The sequence below is a fragment of the Aurantimonas sp. DM33-3 genome, from assembly GCF_014334315.1.
Classification (GTDB): domain Bacteria; phylum Pseudomonadota; class Alphaproteobacteria; order Rhizobiales; family Rhizobiaceae; genus Aurantimonas; species Aurantimonas coralicida.
The window spans coordinates 449,341-464,993 of sequence record NZ_JACSGS010000002.1 but is presented as its reverse complement, the minus strand read 5'-3'; the positions used below and the strand labels follow the sequence as shown (position 1 = coordinate 464,993).

The 15,653-nt window shown below is 68.9% G+C and carries 13 protein-coding genes; 1 reads left to right on the top strand and 12 read right to left on the bottom strand.

What is annotated here, in order from left to right; translation table 11 throughout:
• Positions 1–323 precede the first annotated feature (323 nt).
• The 4 genes from hrpB to H9Q09_RS04890 all read right to left on the bottom strand — a co-directional run bounded on the left by hrpB (position 324) and on the right by H9Q09_RS04890 (position 6,502).
• Positions 324–2,810: an ATP-dependent helicase HrpB gene (gene hrpB / locus H9Q09_RS04905; protein ID WP_187390104.1), complete on the bottom strand. Its 2,487-nt coding sequence runs from the start codon at positions 2,808–2,810 to the stop codon at positions 324–326.
• A complete protein-coding gene (locus H9Q09_RS04900) occupies positions 2,807–3,463 on the bottom strand; it encodes an ATP-binding cassette domain-containing protein (protein WP_187390103.1) in 657 nt (218 codons plus the stop codon). The genes hrpB and H9Q09_RS04900 overlap by 4 nt, the downstream gene beginning before the upstream one ends.
• Positions 3,460–5,190 (bottom strand): ABC transporter permease subunit, encoded by a 1,731-nt coding sequence (locus H9Q09_RS04895; protein ID WP_187390102.1) that lies wholly within the window; start codon positions 5,188–5,190, stop codon positions 3,460–3,462. Before H9Q09_RS04895 ends, H9Q09_RS04900 begins: the two co-directional genes overlap by 4 nt.
• Positions 5,191–5,257: 67 nt before the next feature.
• Positions 5,258–6,502: an ABC transporter substrate-binding protein gene (locus H9Q09_RS04890; protein WP_187390101.1), complete on the bottom strand. Its 1,245-nt coding sequence runs from the start codon at positions 6,500–6,502 to the stop codon at positions 5,258–5,260.
• 144 nt (positions 6,503–6,646) lie between these two features.
• Here H9Q09_RS04890 and H9Q09_RS04885 point away from each other — a divergent pair, with 144 nt between their 5' ends.
• A complete protein-coding gene (locus tag H9Q09_RS04885; RefSeq protein WP_024350773.1) occupies positions 6,647–7,402 on the top strand; it encodes an SDR family oxidoreductase in 756 nt (251 codons plus the stop codon).
• A 9-nt stretch (positions 7,403–7,411) separates the two neighbouring features.
• Here H9Q09_RS04885 and H9Q09_RS04880 read toward each other — a convergent pair whose 3' ends face one another.
• The 8 genes from H9Q09_RS04880 to dnaK form a co-directional block, all read right to left on the bottom strand.
• Positions 7,412–8,059 (bottom strand): hypothetical protein, encoded by a 648-nt coding sequence (locus tag H9Q09_RS04880; protein WP_187390100.1) that lies wholly within the window; start codon positions 8,057–8,059, stop codon positions 7,412–7,414.
• Position 8,060: 1 nt separating this feature from the next.
• On the bottom strand, positions 8,061–8,666 hold the full coding sequence (locus H9Q09_RS04875; RefSeq protein ID WP_187390099.1) for an HdeD family acid-resistance protein: 606 nt from the start codon (positions 8,664–8,666) through the stop codon (positions 8,061–8,063).
• A gap of 101 nt (positions 8,667–8,767) precedes the next feature.
• Positions 8,768–9,352, bottom strand: coding sequence for an NADPH-dependent FMN reductase (locus H9Q09_RS04870; protein ID WP_009211266.1), 585 nt, complete (start codon positions 9,350–9,352; stop codon positions 8,768–8,770).
• A complete protein-coding gene (locus tag H9Q09_RS04865) occupies positions 9,349–9,990 on the bottom strand; it encodes a methyltransferase domain-containing protein (protein ID WP_187390098.1) in 642 nt (213 codons plus the stop codon). Before H9Q09_RS04865 ends, H9Q09_RS04870 begins: the two co-directional genes overlap by 4 nt.
• Before the next feature lie 30 nt (positions 9,991–10,020).
• Entirely contained in the window at positions 10,021–10,647 is a 627-nt protein-coding gene (locus tag H9Q09_RS04860; protein ID WP_187390097.1) for a phospholipid methyltransferase, read from the bottom strand.
• A 118-nt stretch (positions 10,648–10,765) separates the two neighbouring features.
• Positions 10,766–11,908, bottom strand: coding sequence for a molecular chaperone DnaJ (gene dnaJ / locus H9Q09_RS04855; RefSeq protein WP_024350768.1), 1,143 nt, complete (start codon positions 11,906–11,908; stop codon positions 10,766–10,768).
• 150 nt (positions 11,909–12,058) lie between these two features.
• Positions 12,059–13,141 (bottom strand): acyltransferase, encoded by a 1,083-nt coding sequence (locus tag H9Q09_RS04850; RefSeq protein WP_187390096.1) that lies wholly within the window; start codon positions 13,139–13,141, stop codon positions 12,059–12,061.
• Between the two features lie 239 nt (positions 13,142–13,380).
• Positions 13,381–15,309, bottom strand: a complete 1,929-nt coding sequence (gene dnaK / locus H9Q09_RS04845; RefSeq protein ID WP_024350766.1) for a molecular chaperone DnaK — start codon at positions 15,307–15,309, stop codon at positions 13,381–13,383.
• Positions 15,310–15,653 lie beyond the last annotated feature (344 nt).

Here is a 15,653-nt window from a genome sequence, read left to right as displayed (position 1 = left end):
CAGAGCGCTCAAACCCTTGCGGATGTAGGGGCTGCGAAGGTAGTAGCGGACGCTTCGGAGGGCAGCGCTCTATCCAGCTGAGCTACGGGTGCCCGGGTCGCGGGCAGGATCCGGTGAACGGATCGGCATGACCGAAATCTCCCTAACTGATCCGGGGGCGCACGGCAAGGAGCGATGGTGCGCTGGTGGAGCCTGACGCGGCCCAAGAACGAACTTCGGCTCATCGAGCGATCCGGACGGCGCCGCGCGTCGCCGCCATCCCCTCCCGCTCTTCCCCTGCAGATCGCCGCGGCCCCATGACGATGCTGCGGCGCCCCGGGCCCCTATTGTCCGCGGGGCTTGGCGCGGGCGGTGGGGTGTGCGTTGGCCGGGTCTTCCGGCCAAGCGTGGCGGGGATAGCGGCCGCGCAGGTCGGCGCGCACGTCGGACCATGAGCCGGCCCAGAAGCCCGGCAGGTCCCGGGTGATCTGGATCGGGCGATGGGCCGGCGACAGAAGCTCGACGGTGAGCTTCAGGCGGCCATCGGCGATGGTGGGATGCTGCGACAGGCCGAAGAGCTCCTGCACCCGGATCGCCAGCACCGGGTGATCGGCCTCGTAGCGGATCGGCACGCGCGAGCCGGTCGGCGCCTCGTAATGGGAGGGCGCCAGCGCTTCCAGCCGATTGGCCGCCGCGGGCGGGACGAGGCCGCGCAGGGCCTCCGAAATCTGCCCGGACGTGATCTGCGCCAGACCGGTGACGCCTGGCAGATAGGGCATCAGCCAGTCCTCGAGGCCGGCGAGGAGCGCGGCATCGGAGAGGTCCGGCCAGGGCGGGCCGTAGGCGGCGGCGAGGAAGCGCAGGCGGCGGAGCAGCCGCTCATTGTCCTTGCCGAGCGGCAGGGCAGCGAAGCCGAGACGGCGCAGGCCATCGGCCAGCGCGCGAATCGTCGCCTCGCCCGTCGGGGTCGGCAGCGGCGCTTCGGAGAGGGTGGCGCGGCCGAGCCGGCGCACCCGGCGGGCGCGCACCTGCCGGGACGCCGTGTCGAAGGTGACAACATCCTCGCTGACGCCGCGGTCGGCAACGAGCCGGTCCATCGCCTCGGACGACAGGTGGGCGGCCGAGAGAATGCGCCCGGCGCGGGCCTGGCCCTGGAGCTCGGCGACGACGAGGAAGCGTTCGCGGGCAAGGCTGGAGGCTGCATCCACGACGCCGCCGCGGCCATTGGCCAGGACGAAATGGCCGTGCGCCCCGCGGGCGATGGCGATGCGATCGGGATAGGCAAGCGCCAGCAATTCGCCGGGCTCGGTGGCAGGTTCCGCCGAGGGCGGCGGCGCGGTCGCTCTGGCATCGCTGGCGATCCGGCCGGCAAGACCGGCAGCGGCCCTGGCGCGCGGCGAGCGGTCGCCGGCCAGCCGGCGCAGGCGTTCGCCGAGATCGATGCCGGTGCCGCCGAGGCCGCGTTCGGTCAGGAGCACCGCCAGCAGCGCCGCGTCGCGCCGGGCCGTATCGCCGGCCGCGACCACCATATGGGCCAGCCGCGGCGGCAGCGGCAGGCCGCGCATGGCCTCGCCCGTCGGTGTCAGCCGGCCGTCGGTGTCGAGCGCGCCGAGTTCGGTCAGGAGCGCGCGCGCCTCAGCGACGGCGGGGCCGGGCGGCGGATCGAGAAACGCGAGGTCGGCCGGCTCGGCAACGCCCCAGGCGGCGCAGTCGAGGACGAGACCGGAGAGGTCCGTGGCAAGGATCTCCGGCCGGTCGAAGGGCGCCAGCGCCGCCGTCTGCTCCTCGCGCCACAGGCGGATGGCGGTGCCCGGCGCGGTGCGTCCGGCGCGGCCGGCGCGCTGGTCGGCCGCCGCCTTGGAAATCCGAACGGTTTCCAGTCGCGAGAGGCCCGTCGCCGGCTCGAAGACCGGCTGGCGCCGCAGCCCGGCATCGACGATCAACGACACGCCGTCGATGGTCAGCGACGTCTCGGCGATGGAGGTGGCGAGCACCACCTTGCGGCGTCCCTCGGGGGCGGGGCGCACGGCCCGATCCTGGGCGGCGCCCTCCATGGCGCCGTAGAGCGGCGCGACATCGACCGTTTCGGCCACCAGCGGCCGCAGGCGCTCGGCGACCCGCTCGATCTCGCGCTGGCCGGGCAGGAAGACCAGCAGGCTGCCGCTTTCCTCGGTAAGCGCGGCACGGATCGCGGCCACCACGGCATCCTCCACCGGCTCGGTCCCCGGTCGGTCGCGATAGCGCAGGGTCACCGGGAAGGCGCGGCCATGGCTTTCGACGACGGCGACCGGGTCGCCTGCCGCATCGTCCAGAAGCGTCGCCACGCGGGCGCCGTCCAGCGTCGCCGACATGACGAGGAGCTTCAGATCCTCGCGCAGCGCCGAGGCGACGTCGATGGCCAGCGCCAGGCCGAAATCGCCGTCCAGCGAGCGCTCGTGGAACTCGTCGAAGAGGACGGCCGAAACGCCGGACAGCTCCGGGTCGGACAGGATCATGCGGGTGAAGACGCCTTCGGTGACGACCTCGATGCGGGTCCTGCGCGAGACTTTGGTATCGAGCCGCATGCGCCAGCCGACCGTGTCGCCGACCGCCTCGCCGAGAAGGTCGGCCATGCGCCGGGCGGCGGCGCGGGCGGCAAGGCGCCGCGGCTCGACGAGGATGATCTTGCCGTCGCCCAGCCATGGCTCGGCCAGGAAGGCGAGCGGCACCAGCGTCGTCTTGCCGGCGCCGGGAGGCGCGACGAGGACGGCGCGGCCGCGCGCCGCCATCGCCGCCGACAAGTCGCCGAGAACGTCCTTGACCGGCAGATCGGGCAGAGGCGCGGACGTCACGAGGCAGCTCCCGCGCCGAGATCGACGATTGGTCCGCCGGCGGCTTCGGCGTCGGCCCGGTCATGGGTGACGAGCAAGGCCGGGATCTGCCGCTCGGCGACGAGGTCGAAGACCAGCTGCCGCACGGTCTGGCGCAGATCCGTGTCGAGCCGCGAGAAGGGCTCGTCGAGAAGCAGCGCCTCGGGGTCGGCCAGCAGCGTGCGGGCAAGGGCGACGCGGGCAGCCTGGCCGCCTGACAGGGTTGCTGGATCGCGGTCGAGATAGCCAGGCAGGCCGACGCGCTCCAGCATCGCCTCGGCCGCGGTGCGGCGACGGCTGCGGCCCTTCACCTGCGCCGACAGGCCGAAGAGCAGATTGCCGCCGACCGACATGTGCGGATAGAGCAGCGCATCCTGGAAGAGGAGGCCCACCCGCCGCCGCTCCGGCGGCAGACCGGTCAGGTCGCGGCCGTTCAGAAGCGCCCGCCCCGTTGCGGTGAAGGCTGGATCGAGGAAGCCGGCGATCAGCGCGAACAGCGTCGACTTGCCGGAGCCGGACGGTCCCATGACGCTGAGGGTCTGGCCCGGCGGCACCAGCCGGTCGAGGGTCAGGAGCCGGCGGGTTCCGAGGCTGATCTCGACCGCGTCGAGGCGCAATCCTTCGTCTGGGGTCATGGTGCCCTCATGCCGCGACGGCCGCGCGCAAGCAAGACCGGCAGGAGACTGGCGGCGGCGAAGGCAAGGAAGGGCAGCGCGGTCTGCAGGAGGGCATAGGCGCCGATGACCCGCCGGTTGCCGCCGGCGGCCAGCGCCACCGCCTCGGTGGTGATCGTCGGCAGGCGGCCGGCGCCGATCAGCACGGTCGGCAGATACTGGCCGATCGAGACGGCAAAGCCGATGGCCAGCGCGGTCAGGATCGGCGCCGTCAGCATCGGCAGGCGGACGCGGAAGAAGATCGCCCGGCGCGACCGGCCGAGCCCGGCTGCGACCCGCTCGTAGCGCGGGTCGAGGGCAAACCACGGATCGGCCAGCGCCAGCGCCGCATAGGGCGCGACGAAGATCAGATGGGCGGCGACCAGCAGCGGCACCGACGGCGTCAGGCCGGCCACGAGGATCAACACCTGTAGGCCGAAGACGAAGGCGATCTGGGGGACGATCAGCGGCAGGTAGATGAGGCCCGCGATGGCCGAGGGCAGGCGGATCTCGCCGGCACGCGCGGCGGGGAACCGCCGGCGACGGGCTTCCAGGAGTGTGACGACGAGGCCGAGGGCGATGGTCGCGGCGGCCAGCGCGACGACGAAGCTCGTCCACAATGGTCCGATAGCGGCGTCGACGGCGCGGCGCCAGCTCTGCAAATTGAGGGTCGGCGGCAGGAGATCGGGAAAGCCCCAGAAACCGGAGACCGACCACAGGAGAAGGAGCGCGAGCCCGACGAACACGGCGAGAGCGGCGAGCGGCACCGGCAGGGCTGCGAGGCCACGCAGGGCTGCGTCGGAGGCATGGCGCCGGCCCTTGGCCGCCTCCCGGCGGATAAGCCAGCCGCCAACCCGTTCGAGGCCGAGCCAGGCGAGGATGACGGCGAGGGTGACCACCAGCTGCACGAGCGCGCCGGCGGAAGCCTTAAAGCGCATGGCGAGATCGGGATCGTTCATCCAGCCGATCAGCCGAACGGCGAGCGGCGCCGGCGTCGAGGGCCCGAGGATCAGCGCGACGTCGACGACGGCCGAGGCGAAGGCCGCGACCGCGATCACCGGCAGCCGGATCTGGCGATAGACCGACGGCCAGACGGTGAGAAGAAAGGCGGCCATCCGCCCATAGCCGAGCGAACGGCCGAGCCGCTGCCGGCGTTCGGGATCGGCCTGCGGCAGGGCCGCGAAGGCGACCAGCATCAGGAAGGGCATTTCCTTGGCGACGAGCGCCGCCATCATCGACAGGGCCAGCGGGTCGCCGACGATCAGGAGATCCGGCGGACGCTCCAGGCCCAGCGGCACCGCGGCGAGGCGGAAGAGAAGGCCGGACGGCGCGATCAGGAACAGAATGCCGAAGGCGGCCGCCGCATGCGGCACGGCCAGAAGCGGCGCCAGTGCCTGCCGCACGACGACCATAGCGCGGCTGCCGGAGAAGGCGGCGAGAAACAGCGCGACGCCGACGACGGAGACGGCCGTGGTCAGGAGCCCGGCCGCAAAGCTGAGCCCGACCGAGACGCCGATGCCCGGGGCGGCCAGAACCGCCCGCAGCGGTGCGAGGGAGAAGGCGTCGCCGCCCAGCGCCGGCAGATAGCCCAAGGCCGGCAGCGCCACCCCGGCCAGCCCGACGGCAACGGGCGCGGCGAGGAGCAGCGCCAGAAGCGCCGGCAGGAGCGCGGTGAAACACAGCCGGCAGGAGGGCGCATCGCCCTTCATGGCGTCAGGCCGCCGGGCGCCGCCCGAGGTGGACCAGCCGTCCGGGCAGGGGCATCCGTGCGCGCCATCAGCCGCCGTAGCGGCGCTTCCACTCGTCCTCGATGCGGGTCATCCAGGAGGCGTGGGGTTCCGGCAGGACCGGACCGAGCTCGGACGGGGGCAGCGTGGCGACGCCCCGGTCGATGGCGGCGAAGGCCGCGCGATCCGCCGCATCCAGCCGGTCCATGGCGAGAACCGTCGGGTCGCCCCAATAGGCAGGGTCTTCCTTGCGCAATTGCGCTTCCGGCGAGATCAGGAAGTCGGCGACCACCATCGCGCCGGCCTTGGCCGAGGAATTGTACGGAATGGCGACGAAATGGGTGTTGCCCAGCGTGCCGCCGGGAAAGGTGAAGGAGCGCACGGTGTCCGGCAGTTCGCCGGCGGCGATGCCGGCCGAGGCCTCGGACGGGTTGAAGGCGAAGATGATGCCGAGTTCGCCATCGCCCAGAAGCTGCTTCATGGCCGGGTAATTCTGCGGATAGTCGCGGCCCTCGCGCCACAGCACCGGGCGGATCGCGTCGAGCCAGGCCCATAAAGGCGCCGTCGTTTCGGCGAAATTCGCATCGGTCGCGGCCTCCTGCAGGACGGCTGCGTCGGGCGCCTGCTCGATCAGCACCTGCTTCAGGAAGCTCGAGCCGATGAAGTCCGGCGGCGCCGGATAGGAGAACCGGCCGGGATGGGCCTTGGCCCATTCCAGCAAGGCGTCGGTGTCCTGCGGCATGTCGGCGATGGCGCCGCTGCGGGCGGTATCGGCGAAGAACACCATCTTGGCGCCGCCCCAGGGCGATTCCTGGCCCTTGGTCGGCACGGTGAAGTCGGTGGTCACGCTGGGATTGTCGGTATCGACGAATTCCCAGTTGGGCAGGGCGGTGGCGAAGCCCTCGGCCAGGAGGCCCTCATTCTGCATGGAGACGAAGTTCTCGCCGTTGATCCAGACGAGGTCGACCGACCCGCCCGTATCCTTGCCGGCCGCCTTTTCCGCGACGACGGCGGCGACGGCGTTGGCGGTGTCGTCGAGCTTGACGTGCTGCAGGGTGACTCCGAAGCGGTCCTTCACCGTGTCGGCGACCCAGCCGATGTAATCATTGATGTTCTGCGAGCCGCCCCAGGCGTTGAAATAGACGGTCTGCCCCTTGGCCGCGTCGAGAACCGCAGGCCAGTCGGACAGATCGGGATCGGCCGCACGCACCGGCGCTGCCAGCAGCAGTGCCGTCGCCAGAGCAGCGACGCACTGTCTTGCGACAAGACGAGCATTTTTGCCGACACGCACCATCAATTGTTCGTCTCCGCTTCCCGGATCGCCTATGTGCATCGGCGAACGTGCTAGAAGCAACCGCATGTCGCGCGCCATCGGACAAGTTGATCATTCCGTGATCGCCGGGCGCGGGAATTCGAGTTTCGAAGAGGGCCTCTACCAATGGCGGACACCCCGCAGGACGACCGCAAGACGCTGGTTCTGACCGGCGCGTCGCGGGGCATCGGTCACGCGACCGTAAAGCGCTTCTCCCGCGAAGGCTGGCGGGTGATCACCTGCTCGCGTCAGGATTTCTCCGACGACTGCCCGTGGCCGGCCGGCCCCGAGGATCACATCCGGGTCGATTTGTCGGACCAGGAGGATGTCGGCTTCGCCGTGTCGGAGATCCGGCGCCGGCTGGAGGCCAACGGCTCGGAACTGCATGCACTGGTCAACAACGCGGCGATCTCGCCCAAGGGCGAGGGCGGCTCGCGCATGGATTCGATCCGCACGCCCATGCATGCGTGGCGGGACGTGTTCCAGGTGAACTTCTTCGCCCCGATCATGCTGGCGCGCGGCCTGTTCAAGGAATTGTCCAAGGCGCGGGGCTCGATCGTCAACATCACCTCGATCGCCGGCGGCCGGGTGCATCCCTTCGCCGGGACGGCCTATGCCACGTCGAAGGCGGCGCTGAACTCGCTGACCCGCGAGATGGCCCATGATTTCGGCCCGGCCGGCATCCGCGTGAACGCCATCGCGCCGGGCGAGATCGAGACGGCGATCCTGTCGCCGGGCACCGAGAAGATGATCGACGACATCCCGCTGCGCCGCCTCGGCCAGACCGCGGAGGTCGCCGACGTGATCTACTTCCTGTGTTCGGGGCAGGCGTCCTACGTCACCGGCTCCGAGCTGCACATCAATGGCGGCCAGCACGTCTGACGCCGGGGTTCAGCCCTTCGCGATCTCGTCGAGGGCCTTGTCGAGATCGGCCTTGAGAAGCGCCGCCAGGAGCGCCGGAAAGCGTGGCTTCGGCACGAGGCCGGCCAGGGTCTCGGCATCCTTGCCGAGGCCGAGCTCTTCGGCAGCCTTGAGCGCGCGCTTGTCGGCGAAGGGATAGATCTCCTCCCAGGCGATCTGCGCCTCGCGGAAGAAGATGTCGACGCCGACATCGCCGATGCCCTTGAAGGCTTTCAGGAGCCTTCGCTCTTCGGCCGGGTCCTCTCCGGCCGCCGCGCGCAGCTTGCGCAGGTCGCCGTCATATTCGGCCAGGCAGTGGTCGGCCATGTCCTGCAGGAAGCGCGAGGTCTTCTCGTCGAAGCGCGCATAGCCGTTGCGGTTGAGGATGACGACGCGCTCCTTCCAGGTCGCGTCGGCCATGTGCTGCGCGGTCGTCAGCCCGGCATCCTTCAGGGCCTTGGCCGCGCGCAGCGCCTGATCGGCGGAAATGCGCGCCGAGGACAGGTTTGCGGCGACCAGCCACAGGAACAGCCCCATCGGCTCGTTGCGGCTGAGATCGACGCCCAGATCGTCGGCGAAGGTCGCGCCGCCGCTGCGCTCCAGAAGGCGCGCGACCAGATCCTCCTGCGACCGGCTCATGTCACGCCCCCCGGGTGGGCGCGTTGTTGCGCGCGTCGAGCGCCGAGAACAGCAGCGCCATGCCCGACGTGATTAGCGAGATGCCGAGGAACAGGCCGACAGCCCAGACCGCGGTGCCCGGCAGGCCGAGGATCAGGAAGACCGCCAGCACGATATCGACGAGGCCGGAGACCACCAGCAGCCAGAACCGGCCGGTCGACGGCCGGAAGGCGCGGGCGATGGAGAAGTTGAACACGCCGGACAACAGGAAATAGAAGCTCAGCATCCAGGTCAGGGTGATCGAGCCGGCCACCGGATCGTAGATGATGACGGCGCCCAGCGCGACCGCGAGCAGCGACAGGAGGAGGCTCGACCAGAAGCCCGGTGCGCCCTTCGCCCGGAACGCGCTGACGGCACCGACGATGCCGGCGAAGATCAGCAGCCAGCCGAACAGCAGGGTCGTCGCCAGCGTCGCCGCGAAGGGGGCGAGGATCGCCAGAACGCCGACGACCACCATCAGGCCGCCCTGGAAGGCGTAGGATTTCCAGTGGTCGTGGAGATGGCGTTCCACCGTGCGCTGGAGATCCTGCGGACGCAGCGTCTGCGGATGGTCCGGGTCGATGCTCATGTCGCGTTCCCTTGCCGTCGCCTGTTCGAACCGGAATTCGCGGCGCCCGTGCCCGGTTCCAAGCCTTGGCACTCACCGCGTTCGACGCTCGGCGGAATGCGTCAGCCGCGGCGGCTGAGGCTGCGCGAGGTGTCGAGCAGCTTGTCGACCAGCGATTCCAGCGAGGTGCGGGCGATGTCGTCGGACAGGCGGCCGTTCTCGTCGAAGCCGTTGGCCGCGTCGGCGACGCTGCATTGCTGGGTGAGCACCTCGGCGCCCAGCGCCCGCATCACCAGCCGCAGCGCTTCGAGGCCGCGCGCCCCGCCGAAGCGGCCGGGCGAGGCCGAGGCGAGACCCACCACCAGCCCCTTGAAGGGCTGCACCGGCCGGCCCTGCACCTTGCGCACGCGGCTGGCCCAGTCGATGGCGTTCTTCAGCACTGCCGGGATCGAGTGATTGTATTCGGGGCTCACCAGAAGCAGCCCGTCCTGCACCGCGATGCGATGGGCGAGAAGCACGGCGTTCTCCGGAATGCCGTTGTCCTGTTCGTGGTCGCCGTCATAGAGCGGCAGCGGATAATCGGCAAGATCGAGCCGGGTCACCACCGCGTCGGACAGCGCCAGCATGCGCGTCGCCTCGGCGGCGAGCTTGCGATTGTGCGAGGCAAGCCGCAGCGAGCCCGGCAGGACGAGGATGTTGGCGCTCACGAAGCCGTCGCCGCATTCTCTGCCGGGGCCGTGTCCTGCGAGTAGATCCACACCCGGGCGGGCGGGATGTTGTTCCAGACCCGCGGCGAGGACGACACCGAGAACACGCCCGGAACCGGCCTGACGGGCGGGGTGAGCATGTAGGACAGCTCCGTCAGGTTTCCGCCGGGCATGAGCCGCGAGAGATAGTCGGTGAACAGCGCCTGGCGCTTTTCCTGCGAGAAGCTGACGATCGGGATGGCCATCAGGATCGCGGCGAATTTCTCGTCCCGGCGGTCGCCGAGGGTCCGGTCGAGGTCGAAACCGTCGCCGTTGATCACGTTGACGCCGGGAAAGCGGCGCTGGAGCTGCCGGGCGAACTCGGAATCATACTCGATCGAGGTGATCCGCTCGGGGGCGACGCCATGCTCGAGCAGGGTGCGGGTGACGACGCCGAGGCCGGGTCCCAGTTCCAGGATCGGTCCGTCGAGATCGATCGTGGCGTGGCGGACCATCATGTTGCAGTAAGCCCGGCTGGACGGGGCGACCGCGCCCATCTTCACCGGATGGCGAACCCAGTTGGCGAAGAAGCGCGCCCAGTCGCCTTCGTAGCGTTCACCTGCCTGCGTCGTCTCGCCCCGTGCGCCGTTGCCCGCCATCTGCCGTCCTCTCCCGTGATGCTGCCGCCGTCAGGCGGATCGATACACCAACACGCGGGCGGGCGGCAGGTTGCGCTTGATCCACGGGCTGGTGATCAGTTCGGCGCCGATCCGCTCGGGTTTCACCGGCATGGTCAGCGCGTAGGAAAACTGGATGAAGGGGGCGCCGCGGGCCATGCGCGCCAGCGAACCGCCGATGACGGCCTCGCGCTTGGCGTCCGGCTTGGTGAACAGCGGCAGGCTGGAAACGACGGCTTCCAGGCGCTTTCCCTCCATTGCGCGGGTCACCGCGGCGCTGGGCGCGTAGGCATCGCCCTGGATGACCAGCGCGGCGGGAAAGCGGGCTCGCAGCAGGATGCAGAATTCGGGAGAATATTCGACGAGGACGAGGGCGGCTTCCGGCACACCCCGGTCGACGAGGCACTGGGTGACGACGCCGGTGCCCGGGCCCAGCTCCAGAACGCGGGAATCGGCGTCGAAACCGGCGGGATCGGGCACATAGGCGGCCATCGCCCGGCCGAGCGTGCGCGAGGAGGGCGACACCGCCCCCATCACCAGCGGCCGCTGCAGCCATCCCCGGAAGAAGCGCGCCTCGTCGCTGACCTTCTTGCGCTTGCGCAACGGGTTGGTCTGACGCGGCTCCGGGGTTCCCAACACTCGTGTCCTCCAGTCCGGCCCGACGGCCGAGGTCCGGCAACACGTGATGCCGTGCCTGTGTAACGGCTTTACGACGCAGCCGTCGATGCGCTCTGCGTCTCACTAAACATGTCGCGGATCAATTTTCACTCAACCCCTCGAAGAACTCCTTCATCCGCGAGAAGAAGCCTGTGGACTGGGGAGAATTGTCGGAAGAGGAAATCTCCTCGAATTCCTCCAGGAGTTCGCGCTGACGACGCGACAGGTTCTGCGGCGTCTCGACGGAGACCTGGATGAACAGGTCGCCGACCTGCGGCGAGCGCAGCACCGGCATGCCCTTGCCCTTCACCCGGAACTGCTTGCCGGTCTGGGTGCCCTCGGGCACCTTCACGCGGGTGGTGTTGCCGTCCAGCGTCGAGACGTCGAAATGACCCCCCAGCGCGGCGGTCACCATGGACAGCGGCACCTGGCAGAACAGATCGGCGCCGTCGCGCTGCATGAATTCGTGCGGCTTCACCGACAGGAAGATGTAGAGATCGCCCGGCGGCCCGCCGCGCAGGCCCGCCTCGCCCTCGCCGGCAAGACGGATGCGGGTGCCGTCCTCGATGCCGGCGGGGATGTTGACCGACAGGTTGCGCTCTTCCGGCAGCCGGCCGTCGCCGCCGCACTTGCCGCAGGGATCGGCGATGACCTGGCCGCGACCCTGGCAGTTCGGGCAGGTGCGCTCGATGGAGAAGAAGCCCTGGGCGGCCCGGACGCGGCCGACGCCGGCGCAGGTGGGGCAGGTCTTCGGGCTGGTGCCGGGCTTGGCGCCGCTGCCGGTGCATTCGTCGCACTGGATCGTCGTCGGCACGCCGATCTCGGCAGTCTTGCCGTCATAGGCCTCTTCGAGGCTGATCTCCATGTTGTAGCGCAGGTCCGAACCGCGCTCGCGGCCGTTGCCGGGCTGGCGTCCGGCGCGGGCGCGCCCGCCCATCATCTCGCCGAAGATATCGTCGAAGATGTCGGCCATGGAGGATGAGAAATCGCCGCGGAAGCCGGCATTGCCGCCGCCGCCATTCTGGAAGGCGGCATGGCCGAAGCGGTCGTAGGCGGCCCTCTTCTGCCCGTCCTTCAGGACCTCGTAGGCTTCACCGAGTTCCTTGAACTTCACCTCGGCGTCCGCGTTTCCGGGATTGCGGTCGGGGTGGTATTGCATCGCGAGCTTGCGAAACGCGGACTTCAGCCCCTTTTCGTCGACATCGCGGGGCACGCCGAGCATCTCGTAGTAATCGGCCTTCATTCAGGACTTCCATGGGTTCTGGACAGACGATTTGCGCGGCAGCAGGGGCTCTCGCCCGCCGCGCCCGCGACAACATGCCTTCGATGTAGGAACGGCTGGGGCGCGATACCATAGCGGCGTCCCGAAAGGAACCGCGGCTTCCTTTGCGGCTCAGGCCGAGGCCATGCGCGCGGGCTTGCCCTCGGGCCGGCGCGGACCGGCGATCCAGCCGCCGAACCGGCGCTCGACGAAGCGGTCGGAGAGCATCGCCACGGCGACCGTCGCGACCATCGGCAGGGTCCAGTAGACGTAGAAATCGATGATCCCGAGCGGCTCCAGCACACGCTGCCAGATCACCGTCAGGAAGACGAACTCCATGACGGGATGCAGGAGATAGATGCCGAAGGAGACCCGCGTCACCGGCATCAGCGGCGCCAGCATGGCGGTGGAGTCCGGCCGGGCGGTCTCGGCCAGCGCCGTGGCGGTCAGCGCCAGCGCCAGGAGAAGGAGGGTCGGGTAGGGCGGCGCCTGCAGGATCATCGCCGCGACGGCGGCGACGCTGAGGACGATGCCGGGCCAGTGGGCGGTGATGGAGATCATCCGCCGCCCGACGACGACGGCGATCGCCGAGCCGGCGATGAAGTCGGCAAAGGCGCGGTAGGCGCCCATCGTGTCGGCGCCGGTCCAGTGGCCGGAGGGAAACACGCCGCGCGAGGAGGCGTATTCCAGCCCGCCGACCCAGACGGCCAACAGCGCGAACAATCCGGCGAGCCCCTTCCAGCGGAACGCCAGGAGGATGACCGGGAAGAGCGCATAGGCGAAGAATTCCGCACTCACCGACCAGGACGGATAGTTGAGCGCCAGCTCGTCCGTCGTGCCGAGGCCGTGGAGGGCGAGAAGGTGCAGCGGCAGCGCCGCGAGGTCGCGCGCCCAGGGATGGTGAGCCGAGCCGACGACCAGCGCCACCAGCGCGATGGCGGCGAAGAACATCGTGGTCAGGAAATGCAGCGGATAGAGCCGCGCGATGCGCCGGCGCATGAAATTGGCGTAGTCGGCGACCGAGGCGATGCGGGTCGCGTAGCGGCTGGCGATCAGGAAGCCGGAGATCATGAAGAACATGTCGAGCAGCGGCAGCAGCCGGTGCAGGAATTGCGTACCGGCCTCGACGCCATAGGGCGCGAAGAACAGGAAGTGATAGGCCATGATCAACATTGCGGCGGTCAGACGCCAGCAATCGAAGACACGGAAGTGCATGGCTGCTCCTGTCGCGACCCGATCGGAACGGGCGGGCCTTGCGCCGCGCGCCCTGTCCGCCGTGCCCATAGGCGCGCGAGACACCGCAGCCTGCAAGCCAAGGATGAATTAACGGTAAACGCCGTGCTTGTTCGGTGTGGTGTGCCCCGAAACGACAAAGCCCCGGCGCTTGGGCCGGGGCTTTGCAGGTCTTGGCGATCTGCGGGCAGGCCGATCCGGCCCGCCCGCTGCCTGTTGGATCAGGCCGACTTCTTCTGGTCCGCGTCGTCGTTGACTTCCTCGAAGTCCGCATCGACGACGTCGTCCTTGGCCGCTTCCGACGCATCGGCGCCGTCCTCGCCCTCGGGCTGTTCGGCCTGGGCGGCCTCGTACATGGCCTGGCCGAGCTTCATCGACGCTTCGGCGAGCCGGTCGCTCTTGGCCTTGATGGCCTCGGCGTCGGCTTCCGGCTTCTCGACTTCGGCCTTCAGGTCCTCGATCGCCGCGCTGATCGCAGCACGATCTTCCTCGGAGACCTTGTCGCCGTAATCCTCGAGCGACTTCTCGGCCGAGTGCAGCAGGCTCTCGGCCTGGTTCTTCGCCTCGACGGCCGCGCGACGCTTCTTGTCGGCGTCGGCATTGGCCTCGGCGTCCTTGACCATCTGCTCGATATCGGCGTCGGACAGGCCACCGGAAGCCTGGATGGTGATCCGCTGCTCCTTGTTGGTGCCCTTGTCCTTGGCCGACACGTTGACGATGCCGTTGGCGTCGATGTCGAAGGTGACCTCGATCTGCGGCACGCCGCGCGGTGCCGGCGGGATGCCCTCGAGGTTGAACCGGCCGAGCGACTTGTTGTCCTGGGCCATCTCGCGTTCGCCCTGGAAGACCTGGATGGTCACGGCGTTCTGCGAGTCCTCGGCGGTGGAGAACACCTGGCTCTTCTTGGTCGGGATCGTCGTGTTGCGATCGATCAGGCGGGTGAACACGCCACCCAGCGTCTCGATGCCGAGCGACAGCGGCGTCACGTCGAGCAGCAGCACGTCCTTGACGTCGCCCTGCAGCACGCCGGCCTGGATGGCGGCGCCCATCGCGACGACCTCATCCGGGTTGACGCCCTTGTGCGGCTCCTTGCCGAACAGGTTCTTCACCGCTTCCTGGACCTTCGGCATGCGGGTCATGCCGCCGACCAGAACGACCTCGTCGATGTCCGACGCGGTGACGCCGGCATCCTTGAGGGCCGCCTTGCACGGGTCCATCGTGCGCTGGACGAGGTCGTCCACCAGGCTCTCGAACTTGGAGCGGGTCAGCTTCATGGTAAGGTGCTTGGGACCCGACGCATCGGCGGTGATGAACGGCAGGTTGATCTCGGTCTGCGAGGCCGAGGACAGCTCGATCTTGGCCTTTTCGGCGGCCTCCTTGAGGCGCTGCAGGGCGAGCTTGTCGTTCTTCAGGTCGATGCCCTGGTCCTTCTTGAACTCCGAGGCGAAGTAATCGACCAGACGCATGTCGAAGTCTTCGCCGCCGAGGAAGGTGTCGCCATTGGTGGACTTCACCTCGAAGACGCCGTCACCGATCTCCAGGACCGACACGTCGAAGGTGCCGCCGCCCAGATCGTAGACCGCGATGGTCTTGCCGTCGTTCTTGTCGAGGCCGTAGGCCAACGCCGCCGCGGTCGGCTCGTTGATGATGCGCAGGACGTCGAGACCGGCGATCTTGCCGGCGTCCTTGGTCGCCTGACGCTGGGCGTCGTTGAAGTAGGCCGGAACGGTGATGACCGCCTTCTCGACCTTCTCGCCGAGATAGGCCTCGGCGGTTTCCTTCATTTTCTGCAGGATCATCGCCGAGATCTGCGAGGGCGAATATTTCTCGCCGGCCGCCTCGACCCAGGCATCGCCATTGTCGGCATTGACGATCTTGTAGGGGACCATGCCCTTGTCTTTTTGCGTCGTCGGATCCTGGAAGGTCCGGCCGATCAGGCGCTTGATCGCAAACAGCGTGTCTTCGGGATTGGTCACCGCCTGGCGCTTGGCCGGCTGGCCGACGAGGCGCTCGCCGTCGTCGGTGAAGGCCACCATGGAGGGCGTGGTGCGCGCGCCCTCGGCATTCTCGATCACCTTGGCATTCTTGCCGTCCATGACCGCGATGCAGGAATTGGTCGTGCCAAGGTCGATTCCGATTACCTTCGCCATGCATAGTCTCCTTGTTTAGCGAGCCGCCCGGGACCCTCGAAGAGGCATTCCGGATTGGGCAGCCCCTGGAAATTCTGGGATGAACCGCAGGGCCGAAACGACTGCGTCGCCGGCTTCGGCGGGGCTGGCGGGTATATATGAAGTGGCATTTGGGGGTGCAAGACGGATGGTCGCGCTTTCGTGAGTTCGCATCCTGCGGGCCTTGCGGGCGGCTGAATCCGAAAATGGTTGGAACCGCAACGGACGGTCGGGACTTACCCCACCGAATACGCCGGCGCGCGGATGGTCCGCCTCCTGCCGGTCTGAAGGAGACAAGCCATGAACAGCATCATCTATCTCGTCGG